Source organism: Gordonia sp. 852002-10350_SCH5691597, from assembly GCF_001665715.1.
Classification (GTDB): Bacteria; Actinomycetota; Actinomycetes; order Mycobacteriales; family Mycobacteriaceae; genus Gordonia; species Gordonia sputi.
Map to the genome: position 1 here is coordinate 1 of NZ_LZMO01000016.1, position 20,330 is coordinate 20,330.

At 65.1% G+C, this 20,330-nt stretch carries 19 protein-coding genes; 6 read left to right on the plus strand and 13 right to left on the minus strand.

Annotated elements, in window-relative coordinates:
* The 3 genes from A5777_RS01025 to A5777_RS01035 form a co-directional block, all read left to right on the plus strand.
* On the plus strand, positions 1-1,035 hold a 1,035-nt coding region (locus A5777_RS01025), incomplete at its 5' end, for a M24 family metallopeptidase (RefSeq protein ID WP_064861324.1).
* A gap of 19 nt (positions 1,036-1,054) precedes the next feature.
* Positions 1,055-2,263: an aminotransferase-like domain-containing protein gene (locus tag A5777_RS01030; RefSeq protein WP_051993864.1), complete on the plus strand. Its 1,209-nt coding sequence runs from the start codon at positions 1,055-1,057 to the stop codon at positions 2,261-2,263.
* A 72-nt stretch (positions 2,264-2,335) separates the two neighbouring features.
* Positions 2,336-3,526, plus strand: a complete 1,191-nt coding sequence (locus tag A5777_RS01035; RefSeq protein WP_005206315.1) for a M20 family metallopeptidase — start codon at positions 2,336-2,338, stop codon at positions 3,524-3,526.
* Here the strand turns inward: A5777_RS01035 and A5777_RS01040 are convergent.
* The 5 genes from A5777_RS01040 to A5777_RS01060 form a co-directional block, all read right to left on the minus strand.
* Positions 3,515-4,099 carry a TetR/AcrR family transcriptional regulator gene (locus tag A5777_RS01040; RefSeq protein WP_005206317.1) on the minus strand — a complete coding sequence of 195 codons (585 nt, stop codon included), beginning with the start codon at positions 4,097-4,099 and terminating at the stop codon, positions 3,515-3,517. The genes A5777_RS01035 and A5777_RS01040 overlap by 12 nt on opposite strands.
* Before the next feature lie 63 nt (positions 4,100-4,162).
* A complete protein-coding gene (locus A5777_RS01045) occupies positions 4,163-5,557 on the minus strand; it encodes an MFS transporter (protein ID WP_005206319.1) in 1,395 nt (464 codons plus the stop codon).
* Between the two features lie 79 nt (positions 5,558-5,636).
* Positions 5,637-6,323, minus strand: a complete 687-nt coding sequence (locus tag A5777_RS01050) for a GntR family transcriptional regulator (RefSeq protein ID WP_005206320.1) — start codon at positions 6,321-6,323, stop codon at positions 5,637-5,639.
* A gap of 15 nt (positions 6,324-6,338) precedes the next feature.
* Entirely contained in the window at positions 6,339-6,836 is a 498-nt protein-coding gene (locus A5777_RS01055; RefSeq protein WP_064861325.1) for a DUF3830 family protein, read from the minus strand.
* Positions 6,833-8,290 (minus strand): amidase, encoded by a 1,458-nt coding sequence (locus tag A5777_RS01060; RefSeq protein ID WP_064861336.1) that lies wholly within the window; start codon positions 8,288-8,290, stop codon positions 6,833-6,835. The genes A5777_RS01055 and A5777_RS01060 overlap by 4 nt, the downstream gene beginning before the upstream one ends.
* A 73-nt stretch (positions 8,291-8,363) precedes the next feature.
* On the opposite strand from A5777_RS01060, the gene A5777_RS01065 reads away from it, so the two are divergent.
* Positions 8,364-9,173, plus strand: coding sequence for a maleate cis-trans isomerase family protein (locus A5777_RS01065; protein ID WP_064861326.1), 810 nt, complete (start codon positions 8,364-8,366; stop codon positions 9,171-9,173).
* On the opposite strand, the gene A5777_RS01070 is transcribed toward A5777_RS01065, so the two are convergent.
* The 6 genes from A5777_RS01070 to kdpF are packed head-to-tail and all read right to left on the minus strand — an operon-like array spanning position 9,073 to position 17,110.
* Positions 9,073-9,828 (minus strand): response regulator, encoded by a 756-nt coding sequence (locus tag A5777_RS01070; protein ID WP_005206328.1) that lies wholly within the window; start codon positions 9,826-9,828, stop codon positions 9,073-9,075. The two genes, A5777_RS01065 and A5777_RS01070, sit on opposite strands and share 101 nt — an antisense overlap.
* Entirely contained in the window at positions 9,825-12,362 is a 2,538-nt protein-coding gene (locus tag A5777_RS01075; RefSeq protein ID WP_064861327.1) for a sensor histidine kinase, read from the minus strand. The genes A5777_RS01070 and A5777_RS01075 overlap by 4 nt, the downstream gene beginning before the upstream one ends.
* Positions 12,363-12,392: 30 nt before the next feature.
* Positions 12,393-13,016, minus strand: coding sequence for a potassium-transporting ATPase subunit C (locus A5777_RS01080; RefSeq protein ID WP_064861328.1), 624 nt, complete (start codon positions 13,014-13,016; stop codon positions 12,393-12,395).
* Positions 13,017-13,023: 7 nt separating this feature from the next.
* Positions 13,024-15,135, minus strand: coding sequence for a potassium-transporting ATPase subunit KdpB (gene kdpB, locus A5777_RS01085; RefSeq protein WP_231894903.1), 2,112 nt, complete (start codon positions 15,133-15,135; stop codon positions 13,024-13,026).
* Between the two features lie 23 nt (positions 15,136-15,158).
* A complete protein-coding gene (gene kdpA / locus A5777_RS01090) occupies positions 15,159-17,009 on the minus strand; it encodes a potassium-transporting ATPase subunit KdpA (RefSeq protein ID WP_064861330.1) in 1,851 nt (616 codons plus the stop codon).
* Positions 17,010-17,011: 2 nt separating this feature from the next.
* Positions 17,012-17,110, minus strand: a complete 99-nt coding sequence (gene kdpF, locus A5777_RS01095) for a K(+)-transporting ATPase subunit F (RefSeq protein ID WP_064861331.1) — start codon at positions 17,108-17,110, stop codon at positions 17,012-17,014.
* A gap of 360 nt (positions 17,111-17,470) precedes the next feature.
* Between kdpF and A5777_RS01100 the strand changes: the two genes are divergently transcribed.
* Complete coding sequence (locus A5777_RS01100) at positions 17,471-17,968, plus strand: DUF6611 family protein (protein WP_064861332.1); 498 nt, start codon at positions 17,471-17,473, stop codon at positions 17,966-17,968.
* On the opposite strand, the gene A5777_RS01105 is transcribed toward A5777_RS01100, so the two are convergent.
* Positions 17,955-18,344, minus strand: a complete 390-nt coding sequence (locus tag A5777_RS01105; protein WP_197501436.1) for a PPOX class F420-dependent oxidoreductase — start codon at positions 18,342-18,344, stop codon at positions 17,955-17,957. The genes A5777_RS01100 and A5777_RS01105 overlap by 14 nt on opposite strands.
* A 37-nt stretch (positions 18,345-18,381) precedes the next feature.
* On the minus strand, positions 18,382-19,152 hold the full coding sequence (locus tag A5777_RS01110) for a maleate cis-trans isomerase family protein (protein WP_064861334.1): 771 nt from the start codon (positions 19,150-19,152) through the stop codon (positions 18,382-18,384).
* A gap of 194 nt (positions 19,153-19,346) precedes the next feature.
* Between A5777_RS01110 and A5777_RS01115 the strand changes: the two genes are divergently transcribed.
* On the plus strand, positions 19,347-20,330 hold a 984-nt coding region (locus A5777_RS01115), incomplete at its 3' end, for a DUF222 domain-containing protein (protein WP_064861335.1).

The following is a 20,330-nucleotide window of genomic DNA, read 5'->3' on the forward strand; positions in this document are numbered from 1 at the left end:
CCGCAGATGCTGTTCGTCCCCATCGACGGCGAGATGCTGTTCTTCGCTCGCGAGATGGACGCACATGGCGCACACCGCACCACCTGGCTACCCGACGAGCAGATCGTCGGCTATCCCGAAAGTTACGTGCACCGCCCGCACGTGCACCCGTTCGACTGGGTCGCGTGGGCGCTACGCCAACGTCACCAGGTCGCACCGGCATCGAAGGGCGGCTCCGTCGGACTCGAGATGGACTCACACTTCTTCTCTCCCAAGGCCTACCGCGCTCTGCACAACGCCATCCCCGAGTGGAAGCTCGTCGACAACTTCGAACTCGTCAACTGGGTGCGTTCGGTGAAATCCGACGCCGAGGTTCAGCTCATGCGTCAGGCGGGCATGGTGTGTTCGGAGGCGATGCGCGCAGCCATCGAGACCATCGATGTCGGTGTGCGGCAATGTGATGCGGCAGCGGCGATCTCGCAGGCGCAGATCACCGGCACCGACCAGTTCGGTGGTGACTACCCCGCGATCGTGCCGATGATGCCGACCGGTGCCGCAGCCGACACTCCCCATTTGACCTGGCACCAGGGTACTTTTACCCCCGACGAGGCAGTCGTCGTCGAATTGTCCGGTGCGCACAACCGGTATCACTGTCCCCTCGCCCGCACCGTTGCGCTGAGCGCACCGTCGAAGGATCTCGACTACGTCGCGGGCGCAACGGCAGAGGGCCTCAACAACGTTCTCGACGCGATCAAACCCGGCGTCGCCACGCGCGAGCTCGCATCGACCTGGAACTGGACTCTCGCCAAGTACGGTCTCGAAAAGCCCTCTCGCCTCGGCTATTCCATCGGGATCGGCTACCCGCCCGATTGGGGTGAACGCACCATCAGCATTCGCACCGAGGACGAAACCATCCTCGAAACCAACATGACGTTCCACATCGTCTGCGGAATGTGGATGGACGACTACGGTTTTGAGCTCTCCGAGTCGGTGCGCGTGAGCCCGACGGGCGTCGAAACCTTCACCGCGTTCCCGCGCGAATTGATCAGGAAATGAGGTGTCAGCAGTGACCACCATGAACTACACGCTCCCCCTCGCCGGACGTGCGAAGGATCTCGTCGGCTCGATGATCGATTCGTCGACATCCCTGCTGGCCTCTCAGACGCACGACATCGTGCGCTTCGCGATGGGCTCACCCGCGGACGAGGCTGTCCCCGCTGCGGAGTTCCGGCAGATCGCGGGCGAGATCCTCGACAACTCGTCGTTCACCTACGGCGCCACCGAGGGCGAACCACGGCTGCTGCAACTTCTCGTCGACTACCTCGCCACCACACCCGCCCCGTCGAGCCTCGACCGCCTCGTCATCACCACCGGCGGCATGCAGGGCCTCGACCTCGCGTCCAAGCTGTTCGTCGACCCCGGCGACCTCGTCGTCGTCGAATCACCGACGTACACCAACGGCAGTGCCACCGCGCTGTCGTATGGCGCGCAGCTTCTCGAAGTCCCCGTCGACGACGACGGCATGCAGGTCGACACTCTCGAAGACCTCGTCGCTCGCACCCGACGCACCCCCAAGGCGATCTACACGATCCCGACGTTCCAGAATCCGTCGGGCGTCACCCTCTCCGAGGAGCGTCGACGCGAGCTGTTGCGGCTGGCACACGAGTGGGGCGCCGTCATCATCGATGACGATCCGTACGGCCTGCTGCGCTTCTCGGGCGACGACGTCCCGACGTTCCAGACCCTGTCGCCGCACGATCCGCTGATCTTCTCGGTGCGGACGTTCTCCAAGATCCTCGCGCCGGGATGGCGGGTCGGATGGGTCGACGCCGACCCGTCGCTGCGCCAACTGCTCATCAACGGCAAACAGGCGATGGACACCTGCACCAACGTGCCCAACCAGCACATCGTCGCCGAGTACATCGCCCGCGGCGGACTCGAGGATCACCTCGCCGGCCTGCGGATTCTCTACCGCGAACGCCGGGACGCGATGCTCGATTCGGTCGAGCGCCACTTCGGCGACCGCGTGTCAACGACGCACCCCGAAGGCGGCTTCTTCCTCTGGCTGACCCTGCGCGGCGAGTTCGCCGAAATCGACACCCGCGAACTGTTCGAGACCGCTCTCGCCGACGGCGTCGCATTCATCCCTGGCCCCGCACTGTCGCCGACCGGCCGGTTCCGCAACGCTCTGCGTCTGTGCTTCGCATCGAGCACGCCCGAGCGCATCGACGAGGGAATTCGACGTCTCGCCGGAAGCTGCGAGAGGATGTCTGCGAGAGGGTGACACAGAACAGCTGAGGTCGGCTTGGCAGTTGACGTTGACACTGCCTGGCCGACGACCACGAAGGGAATCCCAGTGACGGTGAGCGAGTCCGACGCGGTGGTGGCCCGGATCCGTCCGGACGAGATCATCGCACTCACCAGAGCTCTGGTCGACGCTCCGAGCGAGAACCCCGGCGGCACCGAGGCCCTGGCGGTCGCCGTTCTCGAAAGTGCTTGCCGTGACACCGGTTTCACTGTCACCAGCTACGAGGTGACGCCCGGCCGACCCAACCTCATCGCGACGCTACCCGGCGGCGACGGGCCGGGACTGATGTTCCTGGGCCACTCCGACGTCGTCCCCGCAGGTCCCGGCTGGACCGGTGATCCCTACCGCACCCGCCTGTCCGACGGCGTGCTGACCGGGCGCGGCACCGTCGACATGAAGGGCGGACTGGCCTCGGTCGTCGCAGCGATGTCGGCGTTGGCGCCGCTGGCCGAGCAGGGCCGACTCTCCGGTCCGGTGCAGTTGGTCTGCACCGTCGACGAGGAGGAGCACGGCGCAGGCGTCCGCGACCTGGTGGCCCGCGCCGACACCTCCCGCGACTTCGTCGGTTGCGTCGTCGCCGAACCCACCGACCTGGCCGTCGTGCGCGGGTGTCGCGGGGCGTCGTATCTGGAGATCGACATCCGGGGCAAGGCCGCCCACTCCGGTCGCCCCGACGACGGTCGCAGCGCGATCTACGCGGCGGCGTCGATCATCGACATCATCCGGGCCGACCACGAGGCGATGACCGCAGGCGCCGCAGGTCTTCTCGGCTCTGGAACCTGGAACGTGGGGACGATGAGCGGCGGGCAGGGCATCTCCGTCGTCGCTCCGATGGCCGCCCTCGGCGTCGACCGCAGACTGATGCCCGATGAGAGCGCAGAGGCCATCGCTGACTGGCTACGCGGCCGTATCGCCGCCGCGGGCATCGACTCCGACGGCATCGAGGTCGACGTCGCGGTCACCATGGAGATGCCGGGCTTCGAGACTCCAGCCGACCACACACTGGTCACCGCAACCGTTGATGCGCTCAACGCGCTGGGCGCCCAGACGTCCGTCGGCGGCTGGACCGCCGCGTGTGACGGCGGTTTCGTCAGTCGCGACCTCGGCATCCGGGCCATCGTCTGCGGCCCGGGCAACATCAACACCCAGGCCCATCAACCGGACGAGTCCGTCGCTGTCGCCGATCTGGTCACTGCCGCAAGGGCTTACGCATTGCTGGCGCTGAAACTACTCGGATGACGGCGTCCGCACGAGGACAGCGCGCACCGTCGAACGCACGCGAGCGCCGATCTCAGCCGGAGAGGTTTCGGTGAACTTTCCGCCGAGGTACAAGAACGCCAGCCCGTGCACCAGCGCCCACATCGCGGTCGCGATCTCCTCTGGCTCCGACGTCGAAACCGTGGCAGCGACAACAGTATTCAGATACTCACGGATCGCCTCGACAGCCTCGACGCGATCCGGGCTCGTCGGGTCGCACCGCTCGGCGAACATCGCGCGGAACAGGCCCGACCGCTCCAACGCGAACCGCACGTAGGCGACGGCGATGTCGGCTACATCGTCGACGCTCGACGGCGACTCGCTCGCCGCTTTCAGTCGCGTAGTCAGCTCGCGATAGCCCACCGCAGCAACGCTCGAGACCAGTGCCTCACGGTCGGCGAAGTGCCGGTAGGGCGCCGCGGGCGAGACGCCTGCGCGTCGGGCGACAGCTCTCAACGACAACTCGGCAGAGCTGTCCTCGCTGAGCAACTCGATCGCCGACTGCACCAGAGCTGCGGCGAGATCACCGTGGTGATACGACTCGGGCCTCGACATATCCGACATCCTATCGCCGGTTGACCGGTCGACTGCCGTCAGCACTGCACGATGGAGCCTAGATCAGCGAGAGGTCGCGGCCGTGGAGCTCTCCGAGACCGTGATGTCATCGGTCCGCTCGGGAATCTCAGTGCCGCGCAGCGACGCTCCGGCCGTCTCCTTCAAGAAGATCAGCGCCACCATGCCGATTGCACAGGCGCCCATCATGTAGACGGCGGGAAACAGGTTCCAGCCCGTGTCGCTGACCACCGCGTCGTTGACGAGCGGTGCGGTACCACCGAACGCGGCGGTCGCCACGTTGTAGGAGATCGCGAAGCCTGCGTAGCGGACCTGGGTGGGGAACATCGCCGGGAACGTCGCGGAGATGGTCGACAGCTGAGGCACGTAAAACAGTCCCAGGATCACGAATCCGACTATCGCCCAGGCGAATCCCTTACCCATCAACCAGTAGAGCGGTATCGCGAGAACGAACAGCCCGATCAGCGAGATCCACCACATCGGTTTGCGCCCGGTCTTGTCCGACGCCGCGCCGAAGAAAGGAATCACCACCATCATCGCGAGCTGACCGATGAGCACCACGGTCGAACCCGACGACTCCGATAGCCCGATCGTCTCCTTCAAGTACGTCGGCTGATACGCCAGCAGCGTGTAGTTCGCGACGTTGAGTGCGATCACCATGCCGAACATGATCAGGATCGGCTTCCAGTAGTTGCTCAGCAGATCCTTGAAGCGGGTGTAGGCACTTCCGGTGATCTCGTCGCGCTTGTCCAGCTCCTGGAACACCGGGGTGTCTTCCAGCTGCGAGCGCAGATACAGACCGATCAACCCGAGCGGCAGCGCAATCAGGAACGGAATTCGCCAGCCCCACGTCTGCATCTGCTCGTCGGAGAGCAACAGCTCGAGGAACAGAACAATAGCGGTGCCCGCGCTGAACCCTGCGAGCGTGCCGAACTCCAGCAGCGAACCGTACTTGCCGCGCTTGTTGTCCGGCGCATACTCGGCCATGAACGTCGCAGCGCCGCCGTACTCACCGCCGGTGGAGAAGCCCTGGATCACGCGAAGCGCGATCAGCAGAATCGGCGCCCAGATTCCAGCGACGGCATGTGTCGGAAGTACGCCGATCAGCGCGGTCGCACCGGCGATCAACAGAATCGTCATGGCCAGCACGGACTTTCGTCCGATCCGGTCACCAATGGGACCCCAGATCATGCCGCCCAACGGGCGTAGGACGAATGAGATCGCGAACCCGAGCATGGTGCCTATCGAGCCGAGCGACCCCGGGAAGAATGCCTGCGTGAGGTAAGTAGCGGTCGCGGCGTAGACGCCGTAGTCGTACCACTCGGTGGCATTACCGATCGCCGACGCGCCAATTGCTTTGCGGAGTAGAGCTTTTCCTTCTCGCGACTCGGGATCGGGTGCGAGGTCCTCATAGGTTGCCGAGGAGTGTGCCGTAGCCATCTGTGCCTTCCTGGTGGACTCGGGGCCAGTGTGTCTTCGCGCTGACTCACATCGGTGGGCGGTGATCAGTACACGTCGTCTAGAGCAGTCGGCGGAGACCGTCTCTCATGTGCTCGATCATCAGCTCGTCGGCCGCCTTCGCATCTCCCGCTGCGATGGCGTCCACCAATGCCTGGTGTTCGTCGGTACGTTCCTTTCCCGAGGAATACGTTCCTCGCATCGCGCGTAGACACATCTTCGTTTCCACGAGGATCGTGCCGTGCAAGCGCGACAAACGTTGACTCCGCGCGTATTCCACCAACGTCTGATGGAACTGCATATCCGCTTCGGCCATGTCTTCGCCGTTCGGATCGTCGGTATGACGACGCATCAACGCAACTGCGTCGGTGAGAGCTTGTACCGCCGCAGGATCGTCGTGTTCGATCACCTGCTCTATTGCCGCACGTTCAACGGCCGTCCGGGCGATGTACATGTCCCGGATGTCGTCGTCGTCCATCGAGACGACGAACAAGCCTCGGTTGCGGTGACTCACCAGCAACCCTTCTGCAGTCAGGCGTTGCATCGCCTCTCGCAGCGGGCCCCGGCTCACTCCCAGGTCTACTGCGAGACCTGCTTCGGTCAATTGTGAGCCGGACGGAAAGTTACCGTTCGCAATCGCATCGTGCAACTTTCGGGCGATGATCGCAGGTGTCGACTCCTGCTCGATCGGTTCGAGAACCCGACGGCGTCCGTCCGATCGTGTTCGCTCCATTGCCATCGTGACCATCCCCTTCTTCGTACTCTATGCACGCGCAAATGTCAGGGTTTCGCCGCGAGCGCCACCCATCCAGATGTCATTGCACGCCGCGGCGAACTCGTCGAGACCATCTGTGATGGTGGCGAACACATTTCCGGGAACCCACCCCACATCCCCGTTGACCAGCAAGTTGTTTCGACCATAGAAGACCGCGAGGTCGATGAGCAGTGAGTGTTCCGACGGCGCGGCGTCGGATTCGTAACCGTAAGCGGGATTGTCCAATACACCGTCGAACGTGAAATAGCAAAGGTCGCCGGGTATGGGCGTGACCGTCGTATTCTCGAATCCCGGTTCCTCCGAGGCAAACGCAGGCGTCAACGTGTAGATCTCGTTGCGCGCGAACTTACCGTGAAAAACTTGACCCCCCAACGGCAAAGCGTCCCACACCGCGGAGGCGGTGCGTGGCGCCTCGACGTCGAGCAGTCTCGCCCTGGCGCTGACATCGCGCGATGTGAGGCTGACGATGATGAAGCGATCGGTCACGAGCCATCTCGACTTTCGTTGGGAATCTGCGGCTTTCGTTGGAGCGCCACCTCCGCGAGCGCGCCGACGTTCGCGGCGGACTCATACGCTGCGGCAACGCGCAGTACCGTCGCGTCGTCGTGCCGCGCGCCCACGATCTGAATTCCAGTCGGCAGCAACGGGTTCTGCGCGCATCCGCTCGGCACCGTTATCGCAGGTTGGCCGGTGAGATTGAACGGGTAGCTGTACGGCGTCCACGACGTCCAGTCCTGCGACGACGAGCCCGCAGGCACGTCTTCACCCGCCTCGAACGCGACCGATGGCATCGACGGTGTCACCAGAACGTCGTAGTCGTCGTGCAGCGCACCCATCTGTGTGCCCATTGCCATCCGCAGCGCAGTGGCGTCCACGTAGTCGGCCGCACTGAAGTCACTGTGACGTTCCAGTGCCGCAAGCAGTTTCGGGTCGACGAGCTCTCTGAGCGCGGGGTCGAGACCCTCGACCACGGCTGCCGCTCCCGCGAACCACACGGTGTGATAAGCCCAGACCGGATCGTCCCACCCGATCTCGACCTCGTCGACCGTGGCCCCGAGGTCGCGCAGTATCCCGACCGCGGTTTCCGTATTCGATTGCACCACAGCGTCATTGACGCCGTAGCCGAGATCAGGACTGTAGGCGATGCGGACGCCGGACAGGCCCCGCTCGCCTGCGATGATCGCGGGCGCGACAGGTTGGAGCGTAGGCCCCGCCGACCAGTCGCGCGAATCGAAACCGCCGATGACGTCGAGCAACAATGCGCAGTCGACGACGGTGCGTGTCATCGGTCCGACGTGCGCGACCGGCGCAAACGGACTCGGCGGATACATCGGCACCCGGCCGAGCGTCGGCTTGAGTCCGACGATTCCGCAGAACGCAGCCGGAATACGGATCGAGCCGCCACCGTCGGTGCCCACCGACAACGGCCCGAGTCCCGCCGCGAGGGCAGCGGCGCTTCCGCCGCTCGAACCACCGGACGTCCGATCGGTCGACCACGGATTGCGCGTGATGCCGGTGCGGGGACTATCGGTCACGCCTTTCCAGCCGAATTCAGGTGTCGTGACCTTCCCGAGCGGCACGGCTCCCGCATCGCGCAGTCGTGCCACCGCTGGAGCGTCGACGTCGGATCGTTGTGTGTCCGGGCTCAGCGTCAACGAGCCGCGCAGCGTCGGCCAACCCTCGGTGAGCAGGAGATCCTTGATCGACACGGGCACACCGTCGAGCGGGCTGAGTGGAGTCGACGCCGCGTAGCGATCTGCGGACGCGCGCGCAGCAGCCATCGTCGTATCCGGGTCTACGAGGCAGAAGGCATTGATCTCGGCATTCACCTGCGGGATGGTGTCCAGTAGCTCGGCAGCGACGTCGACAGGGCTCAGCAATCCACTGCGGTAGGCGTCGCCGAGCTCCGACGCCGACATCGTGCGCACTGAGTCCTGCATGGTCACCTCTGGTTCCGATACGGTGAGATCGACAATTGTTTGATTGTTGACAATCTAGTCGGGAGGTCAACCCGTGACAACCGCTACCAGCGCGGTCCTCTACCCGGGCCACGCTGCCGAGGACGACTACCAGCTCATCGAAGACGCACTCGGTCCGTCGATTCGCCTGCCCGTGGTGATCACCGAGATCGACTCCGACGACCACACCGTCGACGCCATGCGCGCTGTCGGCGAGTCCGACCGACTGCTCGACGGCGCGCAGCGCGCACGCACATACGACCCCGCAGCGTTGATGTGGGGTTGCACCTCGGGCAGCTTCCTCTACGGATGGGAGGGCGCACAGCGGCAAGCCGCACAGTTGTCGGAGGTTGCGGGACTACCCGCATCGTCGACGTCGCTCGCGTTTGCCGAGGCGTGCAGAGCGCTCGGGATCGACGCTGTCGCAGTCGCGGCGAGCTACCCGGGCGACGTCGCCGCGGGATTCACGACGTTCCTCGCCGGCGCGGATATCGAGGTCGTCGGCATGCGCGCCAACGACATTCTGACCGCGACCGATGCTAGGACCATCGACGGCGACACTCTGTTCGACATGGTTGTCACCGCCGATCACCCAGCCGCACAGGCCATTCTGATCCCCGACACGGCGTTGCACACAGCGACCTGGATCAACGATCTCGAGGCACAGGTGGGCAAACCCGTCCTCACCGCGAACCAGGTGACCGCCTGGGAGGGCGCGCGACTCGCGGGCGCGACGCCGCACTCGGACAAGCTGGGCGCGCTGTTCAGTCAGACGCCGCTTCTTCAGACGCCGCTTCTTCAGACCCCGCCTGCTCAGTCGCCGCCTGTCCCCGCACGAAGCGATATCCCATCCCCGCCTCGGTGAGCAGGTGCACCGGGTGTGCCGGGTCGTCTTCGAGTTTGCGACGCAGGCTGGCCAGGTACACACGCAGATAGTTGGTCTGGTTGAGGTACTTCGGACCCCACACGGTACTCAGGATGTCCCTCTGCCCCACCAGTTTTCCCTCGTTGCGCACGAGCAGTTCGAGAATCCCCCACTCGGTCGGCGTCAGGTGGACCTGCTCACCGTGGCGCGACACCTGCTTTGCGCTGAGGTCGACCACGAAGTCTCCCGCGTCGACGACCGGCACCTCCGACGCATCCGGTGCGGCGACTCCACGACGCACCGCCGCCCGCAGTCTCGCCAGGAACTCGTCCATCCCAAAGGGTTTCGTGACGTAGTCGTCGGCGCCCGCGTCGAGCGCCGCCACCTTGTCGACCGATTCGCCACGCGCCGACAACACGATGACCGGGACGTTGGTCCACCCGCGCAATCCCTCCAGAACCGTGAAGCCGTCGATGTCGGGAAGCCCGAGGTCGAGGACCACCACCTGCGGGTTGACCTTGGCTGCCGCGGTCAGCGCAGCGGTACCCGTCGACGCCGTCGTGACCGCAAAGCCACGCGCACTCAGATTGATTCGCAAGGCGCGCAACAACTGTGGCTCGTCGTCGACAACGAGGACTCGGATTCCGTCGGTCATGACTCATCGTCTTCCGCCGGAAGTGAGACCACCATCGTGGTCCCGCCGCCAGGTGTCTCCTCGACGCCGAGCGTGCCACCGATCGCGGCGGTAAATCCCTGTGCGACAGACAAGCCCAGACCAACGCCTCCGTCGGCGCCGTTGCGGTCGCCACCCTGCACGAAGGCGTCGAAGATCTGCCCGCGTCTGTCGGCGGGAATCCCGGAGCCGTGGTCGATCACACGAATGACCGTACGCGGCGAACCGTCGTCGTCGGTCTCGGACTCTGCCGTGACCTCGACGCCGCGTCCAGCATCGGCACCACCACCACCGTGCCGCACGGCGTTGTCGATCAGGTTGGCCAGGACGCGTTCGAGCAGCCCGCCGTCGGTGTAGGCCCACATCGCGTGGAAGGTGAAGGCGATCTCCGGGATGGGTCCACCGACCCAGCTCACCGCGGTCGCCGCGCGGTGGACCACCTCGACGAGGTAGGTGCGCGCCAGCTTGGGCCGCACGGCACCGGCCGCGAGCCTCGACGAGTCGAGCAGATTTCCCACCAGGGCCGACAGGTGGTCGACCGACTCGTCGATCGTCTCGAGGAGTTCCGAGGTGTCCTCCGGGCTGAATGTCACGTCGCCCGCACGCAGGCTCGACACCGCAGCTTTCGCGCCCGCCAACGGTGTGCGCAGATCGTGGCTCACCGCGGACAGCAATGCACGACGCATCTCGTCGGTCTGGGCCAGTGCACGTGCCTCTGCTGCCTCGCGTTCGAGTCGACGACGCTGCACCGCGCCCGCGGCCTGGATCGCCACCGAGGCGAGTACCCGTCGATCCCGACCGCCGAGTTTCGGTCCACGCAACAGCAATTCGTATTCACCGCCGGGGATCGGGCAGACCGTGTCGGCGTCTTCGGCGCGCTCCGGCGGGTTGTCTCCAACGGCGGCGTCGACGACGCGTCGACCGTCTTCTTTGTGCACCACCGACACCGCGGTCTGGTCGTAGGTCTCACGCACGCGCTGCAGCAGTGCCGAGACGTCCGCCCCACCGAGGACGGCGTCGGAGAACAACGCCAACAACTCGGCGTCACGACTCGCCAGGCTTGCCTGTCTGCGCCTGCTCGCCGCCGAATCAACCAGTGCGGCAACCGCTATCGCGATCACCAGCATGACAAGGATGGTGATGAGATTGTCCGGCTCGTTGATGGTGAACGTGAACCTCGGGTCGGTGAAGAAGTAGTTCAGCAGCAGGCCTGCCACCACCGCCGACAGTGCTGCGGGCCCGATGCCGCCGAGCAGCGAGACCGCGAGCACCGTCACGAAGAACAACGCCGACTCGCTCGCGAACCCCAACCAGCGGTCGAGGACCGCGAGTATGACCGTCATGATCACCGGCACCACGACCGCCGCGACCCAGCTCAACGGACGATGAAAGCGCGTGTCACGAATGTCTAGTCGGTTTCGACGACGCGTCTCGTCGTGGGTGACCATGTGGACGTCGATCTTCCCGCTGTGCGCAACGACATTCGCACCGACGCCCTCGTCAAAGAGTCGTTGCCAACGCGGGCGGCGCGACGTACCCAGCACCAACTGCGTCGCGTTGACGCCACGTGCGAAGTCGAGGAGCGTCGACGGGATGTCGTCGCCGACGACGGTGTGGATACGCGTGCCGAACCCTTCGGCCAACTCGTGCAGCCGCGACAGTTCGGCGGCGGGTGTCCCGACGAGTCCGTCTCCGCGGACCACATGCACCACAACCAGTTCCGCACTCGACCGCGACGCGATGCGACTCGCTCGACGCATCAGTGTCGCGGATTCGGGCCCACCGGTGATCGCCACCACCACGCGTTCGCGCGCTTCCCACGTGTCGGTGATCGCGTGCGCTGCGCGGTAGTCGGCGAGATTATCGTCGACGCGGTCGGCGAGCCACAGCAGCGCCAATTCGCGCAGTGCCGTCAGGTTTCCCTGCCGGAAGTAGTTCGAGAGCGCCCCGTCGATGCGTCCGGCCGGGTACACCTTGCCCGCGCTGAGACGTTGACGTAGCGCCTGCGGGGCGATGTCGACCAACTCGATCTCGTCAGCGGCACGCACGACCGCATCGGGAACGGTCTCGCGCTGGATGACACCGGTGATCTGGGCGACAACGTCGTTCAGACTCTCCAGGTGCTGCACGTTGACCGTTGTCAGCACGTCGATGCCCGCGTCGCGCAACTCCTCGATGTCCTGCCACCGCTTGGCATTTCGCGATCCGGGAGCGTTCGTATGCGCCAGTTCGTCGACGAGCGCGACGCGTGGGCCACGCGCCAGCACCGCGTCGAGATCCATCTCGTCGAGGACAGCCCCGCGATACACCTCCTCGCGGCGCGGAATCTCCTCGAGACCATCGGTGAGAGCCGCGGTTGCCGAGCGCCCATGCGACTCGACAACCGCGATCACCACATCTACACCCTCATCGGCGAGACTTTTTGCATGCGAGAGCATTTCGTAGGTCTTACCGACTCCGGGCGCACACCCGAGGAAGACTTCGAGTCGACCTCGGGTGTCAGCACCTGAACCCATGGAACCGAGTCTAATCAGCGCGATCGGCGATCACTTGCACACCGTGTGACCCAGCGCGAGGTTCACCTCGAGCACATTGACGCGTTGCTGCCCCAGGAACCCGAACTGCCGTCCGGACGTGTGGGCGTCGACGATCTCTCGGACCGCAGCCTGCGACTTCCCGCTGTTGCGCGCGATCCGTGGAATCTGGATCGCCGCGTACTCCGGGCTGATCTGCGGGTCGAGGCCCGAGCCGGAACCGGTCACGGCGTCCGCTGGCACCGCCGACGGCGCGACGCCCTCACGCTGCCCGATCAACGCGCGACGGGCGGTGATGTTGTGCGCGAGAGTCTCGCTGTTGGGGCCCTGATTGCTCGCTGCCGAGGCCGACGGATCTCCGGTCGCCATCGGATCGTCGGCCGAGCCGAGAACCCGTGCGTGCAGATAGCTGTCGGGAGTCCCAGCGGGTGCCTTCGGATCGACCCCGATCAGCGTCGAACCGGCGTTGCAGCCCTTGGCGTCGGTCACCTGCGACCCCTCCGCGGAGTTCGACCCGATGCGCGAAGCCGCCCAGACGACCGTCGGATACGCGACGCCGAGGATCACAGTCAGCGCCACAAGCATCGCGAACGCGACGGCGCATTGCCGGAAGAATCCGGACGTGATGGTGTTCATGCTGCGATTACCCCATTCCCGGGAGGAAGCGGACGACGAGATCGATGAGCCAGATCCCCACGAACGGGGTGATCACGCCTCCGACGCCGTAGACGAGTAGGTTGCGCCCCAACAACTTCGACGCCGAGCTGGGTCGGTACCGCACACCGCGCAGCGAGAGCGGGATCAACGCGACGATGATGAGCGCGTTGAACACCACCGCCGAGACGATCGCCGACTGTGCCGAATGCAGCCGCATGATGTTGAGGGAGTCGAGCTGCGGATAGATGCTCACGAACATCGCAGGCAGGATCGCGAAATACTTCGCGAGGTCGTTGGCCAGCGAGAATGTCGTCAGCGCACCACGCGTGATCAACAGCTGCTTGCCGATCGCCACGATGTCGATGAGCTTGGTCGGGTCGGAGTCGAGGTCGACCATGTTGCCGGCTTCCTTGGCCGCCGACGTTCCCGAGTTCATCGCCACACCGACGTCGGCCTGCGCGAGCGCTGGTGCGTCGTTGGTGCCGTCACCGGTCATCGCGACCAGGCGTCCACCCGACTGCTCGGCACGGATCAGTGCCAGCTTGTCCTCCGGTGTCGCCTCGGCGACGAAGTGGTCGACGCCGGCTTCGGCGGCGATCGCCTTCGCGGTGAGCGGGTTGTCGCCGGTCACCATGACCGTACGGATACCCATCTCACGCAGCTGCGCAAAGCGTTCCGTCATACCGGGTTTCACGACATCGGACAGTTGGATCACGCCGAGCACGCGCGGAGTCTCGGCGTTGACTGCCACCACCAGCGGCGTACCACCGCCGTTCGAGATCTCGGCGACCCGCTCGGTCACCTCGACCGGCATGGCACCACCGAGCTTTGTCACCCAGCGCGCGACAGCGTCGGCGGCACCCTTGCGGTACTCGACGACGGGGCCAGGACCGGTGCGTACATCGATGCCGCTCATTCGCGTTTCCGCGGTGAAGGGCACGACCTCGAACTCGGGGTGCTCGTGACCACGCGTCGCGGCGAGCGCTTCCGCGTCGGCGGGCACCACATCGTGCTCGTCCGAACACAATTCGACGATGCTGCGCCCCTCGGGGGTGTCGTCGGCCAGACTGCAGCGGTAAGACACCTCGGCGAGCTCGGCCGTCGAAGTTCCCGGCCCGGGGAAGATCTCGGTGGCCCGGCGATTACCGAACGTGATGGTGCCGGTCTTGTCGAGCAGCAGGGTGTCGATGTCGCCCGCGGCTTCCACCGCACGCCCCGACATGGCGAGGACGTTGCGCTGCACGAGCCGGTCCATGCCCGCGATACCGATCGAGCTGAGCAGCGCGCCGATCGTCGTCGGAATCAGGCATACGAGCAGCGCGATCAGCTTGATCGCGTCGGGGCTCTGGCCCGCGTACTGCTGCATCGGACCGACCGCGACCACCGCGAGCAGGAAGATCAACGTCAGGCTCGCGAGCAGGATGTCAAGTGCGATCTCGTTGGGCGTCTTCTTGCGCGACGCACCCTCGACGAGCGCGATCATGCGGTCGACGAAACTCTCTCCGGGCGCGGCGGTGATCTTGACGACGATGCGGTCGCTGAGAACCACCGTGCCGCCGGTCACCGCGCAGCGGTCGCCGCCGGACTCGCGCACCACCGGGGCGGACTCGCCGGTGATGGCCGACTCGTCGACCGTCGCGATGCCGTCGACGACATCTCCGTCGCCCGCGATCACCTCACCGGCCTCGACGACGATGAGGTCGCCGACCCGCAGGGCCGTTCCCGACACCTGCGAAATCGAACCGCTCTCGTCGATTCGACGAGCCATACTGTCGCGCTTGACTTTTCGCAGCGAATCCGCCTGCGCCCTACCTCGACCTTCCGCGACGGCCTCGGCCAGATTCGCGAAGAGCACGGTGAACCACAGCCACGCCGCGATCAGCCATGCGAACCACGACGGCCGCCAGATCGCGAGCACGGTGGTCACGATCGACCCGATGTACACGACGAACATGACCGGATTACGCGCCTGGTCGCGCGGGTTGAGTTTCCGCAGTGCCTGCGGAACCGACGTGATGAGCTGCCGAGGATCGAACGAGCCGCGCGAGACCAGTTGTGTCTCCTCACGCTGTTCGACCGCCGCCTCCTCGGGTGTCACGTCGGATTCGATGGTGTTGACGCTCACAGAAGTGCCTCCGCGATGGGTCCCAGCGCCATGGCAGGGAAGAAGGTGAGACCGGCGACGAGAAGGATCGTGCCGAGTAGCAGTGCGCCGAACAGCAGTCCGTGCGTGGGGAGATTGGCCTCGGCCCGGACGGCCTCCTGCCGCTCGAGGACCGCAACCACCCCGCTGTCCCCGCGGGTTGAGCCGTCCCCGCCGGTTGAGCTGCCCCCGCCGGTTGAGCTGCCCCCGCCGGTTGAGCTTGTCGAAACCCCGCTGGTCGAGCCATACCCGCTGGTCGAGCCTGTCGAGACCACCCCGCGCGGGCGTTGGCGGCTGAGCAGCCCCGCGAGCGCGAGCACGAACACGATCGGCAAGAACCGGCCGAGCAGCATCGCCATTCCGAGCGACGTCTGGAACCAGTCACTGGTGACCGTCAGCCCACCGAACGCGCTGCCGTTGTTGTTCGCTGCCGACGCGTACGCGTAGATCACCTCGGAGAACCCGTGGATCGATCCCGGAGTCCCCGGGTCGCCACTGTTGCCCTGGGCGTCGAGCGTCGAACCCATCGCAACGCTGACACCGACGCCGACCAGCACCAGAGCAGGCATGACCAGTACGTACAGCGCCGCCATGGTGATCTCGTTCTGGCCGATCTTCTTTCCGAGGAACTCCGGCGAGCGTCCGACGAGCAGACCGCCGACGAACACCGTGACCACAGCCATCATCAGGATTCCGTACAGACCGGTGCCGACGCCGCCAGGCGCGACCTCGCCGAGAAGCATGTTCCAGATCACCGCTCCACCACCGCCGGCAGACAGGCTGTCGTGAGCGGCATTGACTGCGCCCGTTGATGTTCCGGTTGTCGAGACCGCGAACAACGCACTTCCGGGAATGCCGAAACGCTGTTCCTTGCCCTCCATCATCGCGCCCGCAGCCTGAGCGGCAAGACCGTTGGTGTGCGATTCGAAGGTCCACACGATCGCGAGCATCACACCCCAGATCGCCGCCATCACGCCGAGCAGCGTGAGGCCTTGACGTCGATCGCGCACCAGCGTGCCGTAGGTGCGTGTCAGGCAGATCGGAATGATCAGGATCGCAAGGATTTCCACGACGTTGCTGAACGGCGTCGGATTCTCGAAGGGATGCGCCGAGTTCGCCGACAGCGTGCCGCCGCCGTTGGTTCCGAGTTCCTTTATCGCCTCCTGAGAAGCGAACGGCCCCACCATGCTTCGGGAAGGATCACCCGACATCGTCGTGAAGCCGAAGCCGCTGTGCCACGACTGCACCACACCCTGAGTCAGCAGCAGGATCGCGACGATCACACTGAGCGGCAAGAGAATACGGACGCACGTACGCGTCAGGTCGACCCAGAAGTTGCCGATCAGTCCGTCGCCGCGTCGATTCACCAACCCTCTGATGAGCGCGACGGCCACAGCCATGCCGACGGCGGCGGACACGAAGTTCTGCACGGCGAGTCCGAGCATCTGGGAAAGGTTGCTCATCACCACTTCTGGCGAATACGACTGCCAGTTGGTGTTGGTGACAAACGAGATCGCGGTGTTGAACGCTGTCGCCGGATTCACACCTGCCTTGCCGTCCGACCAGGGCAACACGCCCTGCAGCCGCTGCAGCAGGTAGAGGAACAGAAACGAGATCAGCGAAAAAGCCAGTACCGCAAGCACGTAGCCGACCCACGTCTGTTCGCGCCGGGCGTCGACGCGAGCCAACGAGTAGATCGCGCGCTCGGGCAGCAGGTCGCGAGTGCTGCGGTACACGCGGGCCATGTAGTCGCCGAGCGGCACGTAGACGACTGCGAGAACCAGGACGACGAACGCCACCTGGAGCGCCCCCGCAAGGGATGAATTCACGTTCAGAACCTTTCCGGCTTGATCAGCGCGATCATGAGGTAGATCGCTGTCGCCGCCGACAGGACCAGCAGAACCACGTTCAACACTCCGTCTGCAGTCATCGGCCGATCCTCGCGTCAACGCCCCGGACCACCAGGACACATAGCGCGAAGCCGATCAACGCGGCGAGTACATAAAGCACATCGGCCACTTGTCACACACTCCTTGGCTGGGCATGCCGAACGTCGAGCTGGCGAACGGCGCACCACAGCTTCTGTCTAATTCGTCTGTGTCGGAAGACCTCTTAACGCGTTCCATACGCGGCACCGGGGTTTGTTGACGCAACCTTCGCGCCGACCGACTCAGCCGTGCAGCGGGCCTCGTCAAAGGCGCGTCAAAGGCGCGTCAAGATCTGCGATCACGGCGTCGAGAAGTCGTGAGGAATACGCTCTCCCGCGTGTGTAGGAGTTAGAACCGATCACATGAACGGGTCAGGATCGTCGCGCTGGGGATACGTCCAGGTCGGCTACGCGCGCCATTGGGTCTGCCATCGCATCGTCGTGTATCCGCCCGGCGCCAGCGAAGACGACGCGCGGTGGCTGCGTGTGTGGCGGGCACTGCCCTTCGTCGCAATCGCCACGGTGTTGACTTTCGCATTGATCGCGTCGTGGATGGGCGGCTTCGGGCTTGCTGGAATGCTGAGCGGAATGGTCGTCGCGTGTGCGGCGGTTGTGGTCGTCGGGCAGCGCACCCACCTGGTGCGCACGCAGACACGCACCCTGGAGGCGTGGACCGGTTACGGCGCCGACGCCACTGCCCGAGCTACCCGGCGGAGCATCTGCGACCTCGCCATCCTCCTGCGTGACGCCGATGATCGTCTCGCTTCAGGTGCGATCAGTCCTGTCGAACACGAAATGGTTTGGGCGCGTTGCTATCACGAGATTCCTGCTGCGCGGAGGCGTCGACTCAGCGCGGTGTGATCGCGATGCCGATCGTCCCGTCCTTGCCGCGACGGATCAGGCTCGCCTTGACGAGAACCCAGCCGACGATGCCGTACTTCTTCGAGATCACACTGCGCGCGTGATCGGTACCGGCGGCGTCGAGGATCGTCGCGGTTCCGTCCACCGGCTGACCCCGGAGCTTCTTTCCACGGGCATCACACGCCTGGACGACGACGTGCGGGTCGCGTCGAATCCGCTTGACCTTCCACGAGTCGGTCTCAGTCCACATCACCAGCGACTCGCCGTCGTAGGCCGCCCACAGAGGCGACGCCACGGGCGTCCCGTCTTTGCGAAAAGTGGTGAGCTGCACGTACTTTGCATCGGTCGCTGCGTCGAACGGCTTATCTGTGGCCATACCCAACCCTACGTTGCTCAACCCACGCAGGGCTCGATCATGCGGCGCGCGCGAACAGCGACTGATCAGCAGCAGGTACGACGTAGGGCTGCGTGATCCCCGGCGACAGCACGCCGGCGTCGACGAGTGTCGCCCACGCGGTCACCTGGTTGGCCGAGAGCACCGGCTTGCCGAGTTCGGCTTCGAGTGCGCCGAGGACGTCGTAGGTCCAGAGGTTGGTGCAGGACACGAAGATCGCGTCGGCATTGGGGTGGTCGGCGCCTCGGATCAGATCGGCCGTCACCGAATACGGAATGGTCCAGATGTCGTGGTCACGACCAAGTCCCGCCTGTGCCACCACGCTGCGTCCGGCTTGCGCGAGAAAGTCGCACAGCAATCCGGTGAGCGCATTCGTATAGGGCGTCGCCACGGCGATCCGACTGATTCCCAACGCATCCAACGCACGCAACAGCGCTTCCGACGTCGTCACCGCGCGCTGCGCACCGGCACCCATCATGCAGTTGGAGAGTTCGACGGCCCCGGAGATGCCGTAGACAAAGCTGCCCGATGCACACGCGTACGCATATGCACTCGGCCGAACGGCCGAAATCGCGCGCACCGCCGCCGCGATCTCGGCGTGGTTGTTCAGGTCCTTGCACATGTCGACGTCGACCGGGGCGTCGATGAATCCGGTACGGGTGAAATGCAGCGAAACGCCGTCGGGCATCCAGCGCCACAGCTCGCGGTCGAGAGCCATATCGAACGGGCAGACGATCCCGATGCCAACCTGCTCGCCGGGGCCATCACCCCACCCGAATTCGTACTCCATGCAGGCATGATGACACATTGTCGGATTGTTGACAGTTTGAGCGCGCAAGTCGCGCGCCTGCGGATCCGTCGTCTGGGTAGCGATGTTTCACAGCCGTTCTCCGCGCTGTCCGAATTGTCGTACCCACCCTGTAGCGTTGTTGTCAGATCGAACACACAAGCGATCACCGACACGCGGCAAAAAAGGGGGTGGCCATGACCGACATCATCGATGACACCAGCGGCCCTGTCCCGACGTCACCGTTCCCGCATTCGCCGCTGTCGTTCACCGCCGCCGACCTCGACACGATCGGCCACCTCTCCGGTGTCGAGCTCAACGACGTCGCCCGCACCACCCAACGCCTCGCACGCCAAGCCGAAGCACGCACCGCCCTGTTGGCCTACCGCATCGGCCAATCCATCGCCGACGACATGCTCATCGTCACCGCCACCCGACCCCACACCCACCACGCCGTCGACAAAGCCGCCATCGCCGAAATCTCACTACAACTCGGCATCTCCCGATCACTCGCGCGCCGCTACGCCATCCTCGGCGCCCACCTCACCGACCTCCCCCACACCACCCTCGCCTTCCTCGACGGCCACATCCGGTTATCCCGCATCGAAATCGTCGCCGACCAACTGTCAATACTCGACCCGTCCCTGCGAGCACAGGCCGAACCCCTCGCGCTCGAACTCACCCGACGCACCTCCGCCGACTCCACCCTGCGCGATCAACTCACCGAACTGGTCATCGCCCTCGATCCGGACGCGGCCGCCCACGCCCGTCGCGAGTTCGCCGACCGCAACCAGAACATCCACATCCGCCCCGACACACACGGACACGTCACCCTCGACGGCTGCCTACCCGCCGAACAAGGCGTGCATCTGGCGGAGAGAATCTCTGCACTCATCACCGAGCGACTCTGTTCTGATGACCCACGCACCCCAGGTCGACGCCGCGTCGCCGCCCTCGCCGACATCCAAGGCCTCCCCGGCAACCACCTCACCTGCCACTGCGGCAGCACCGACTGCCCCGCCACACCATCCGACCCCGCCACACCTCATAACGGTCAAACAGACTGCGACACAGCACCGTTCGACGACACAGCACCGTACAACGAGCCCGACATCGGTGAGGCCGACGCCGCGGTGGCCGCTGACAGCGCGACCTGTGATGAACACAATGCCGAAGAGCCG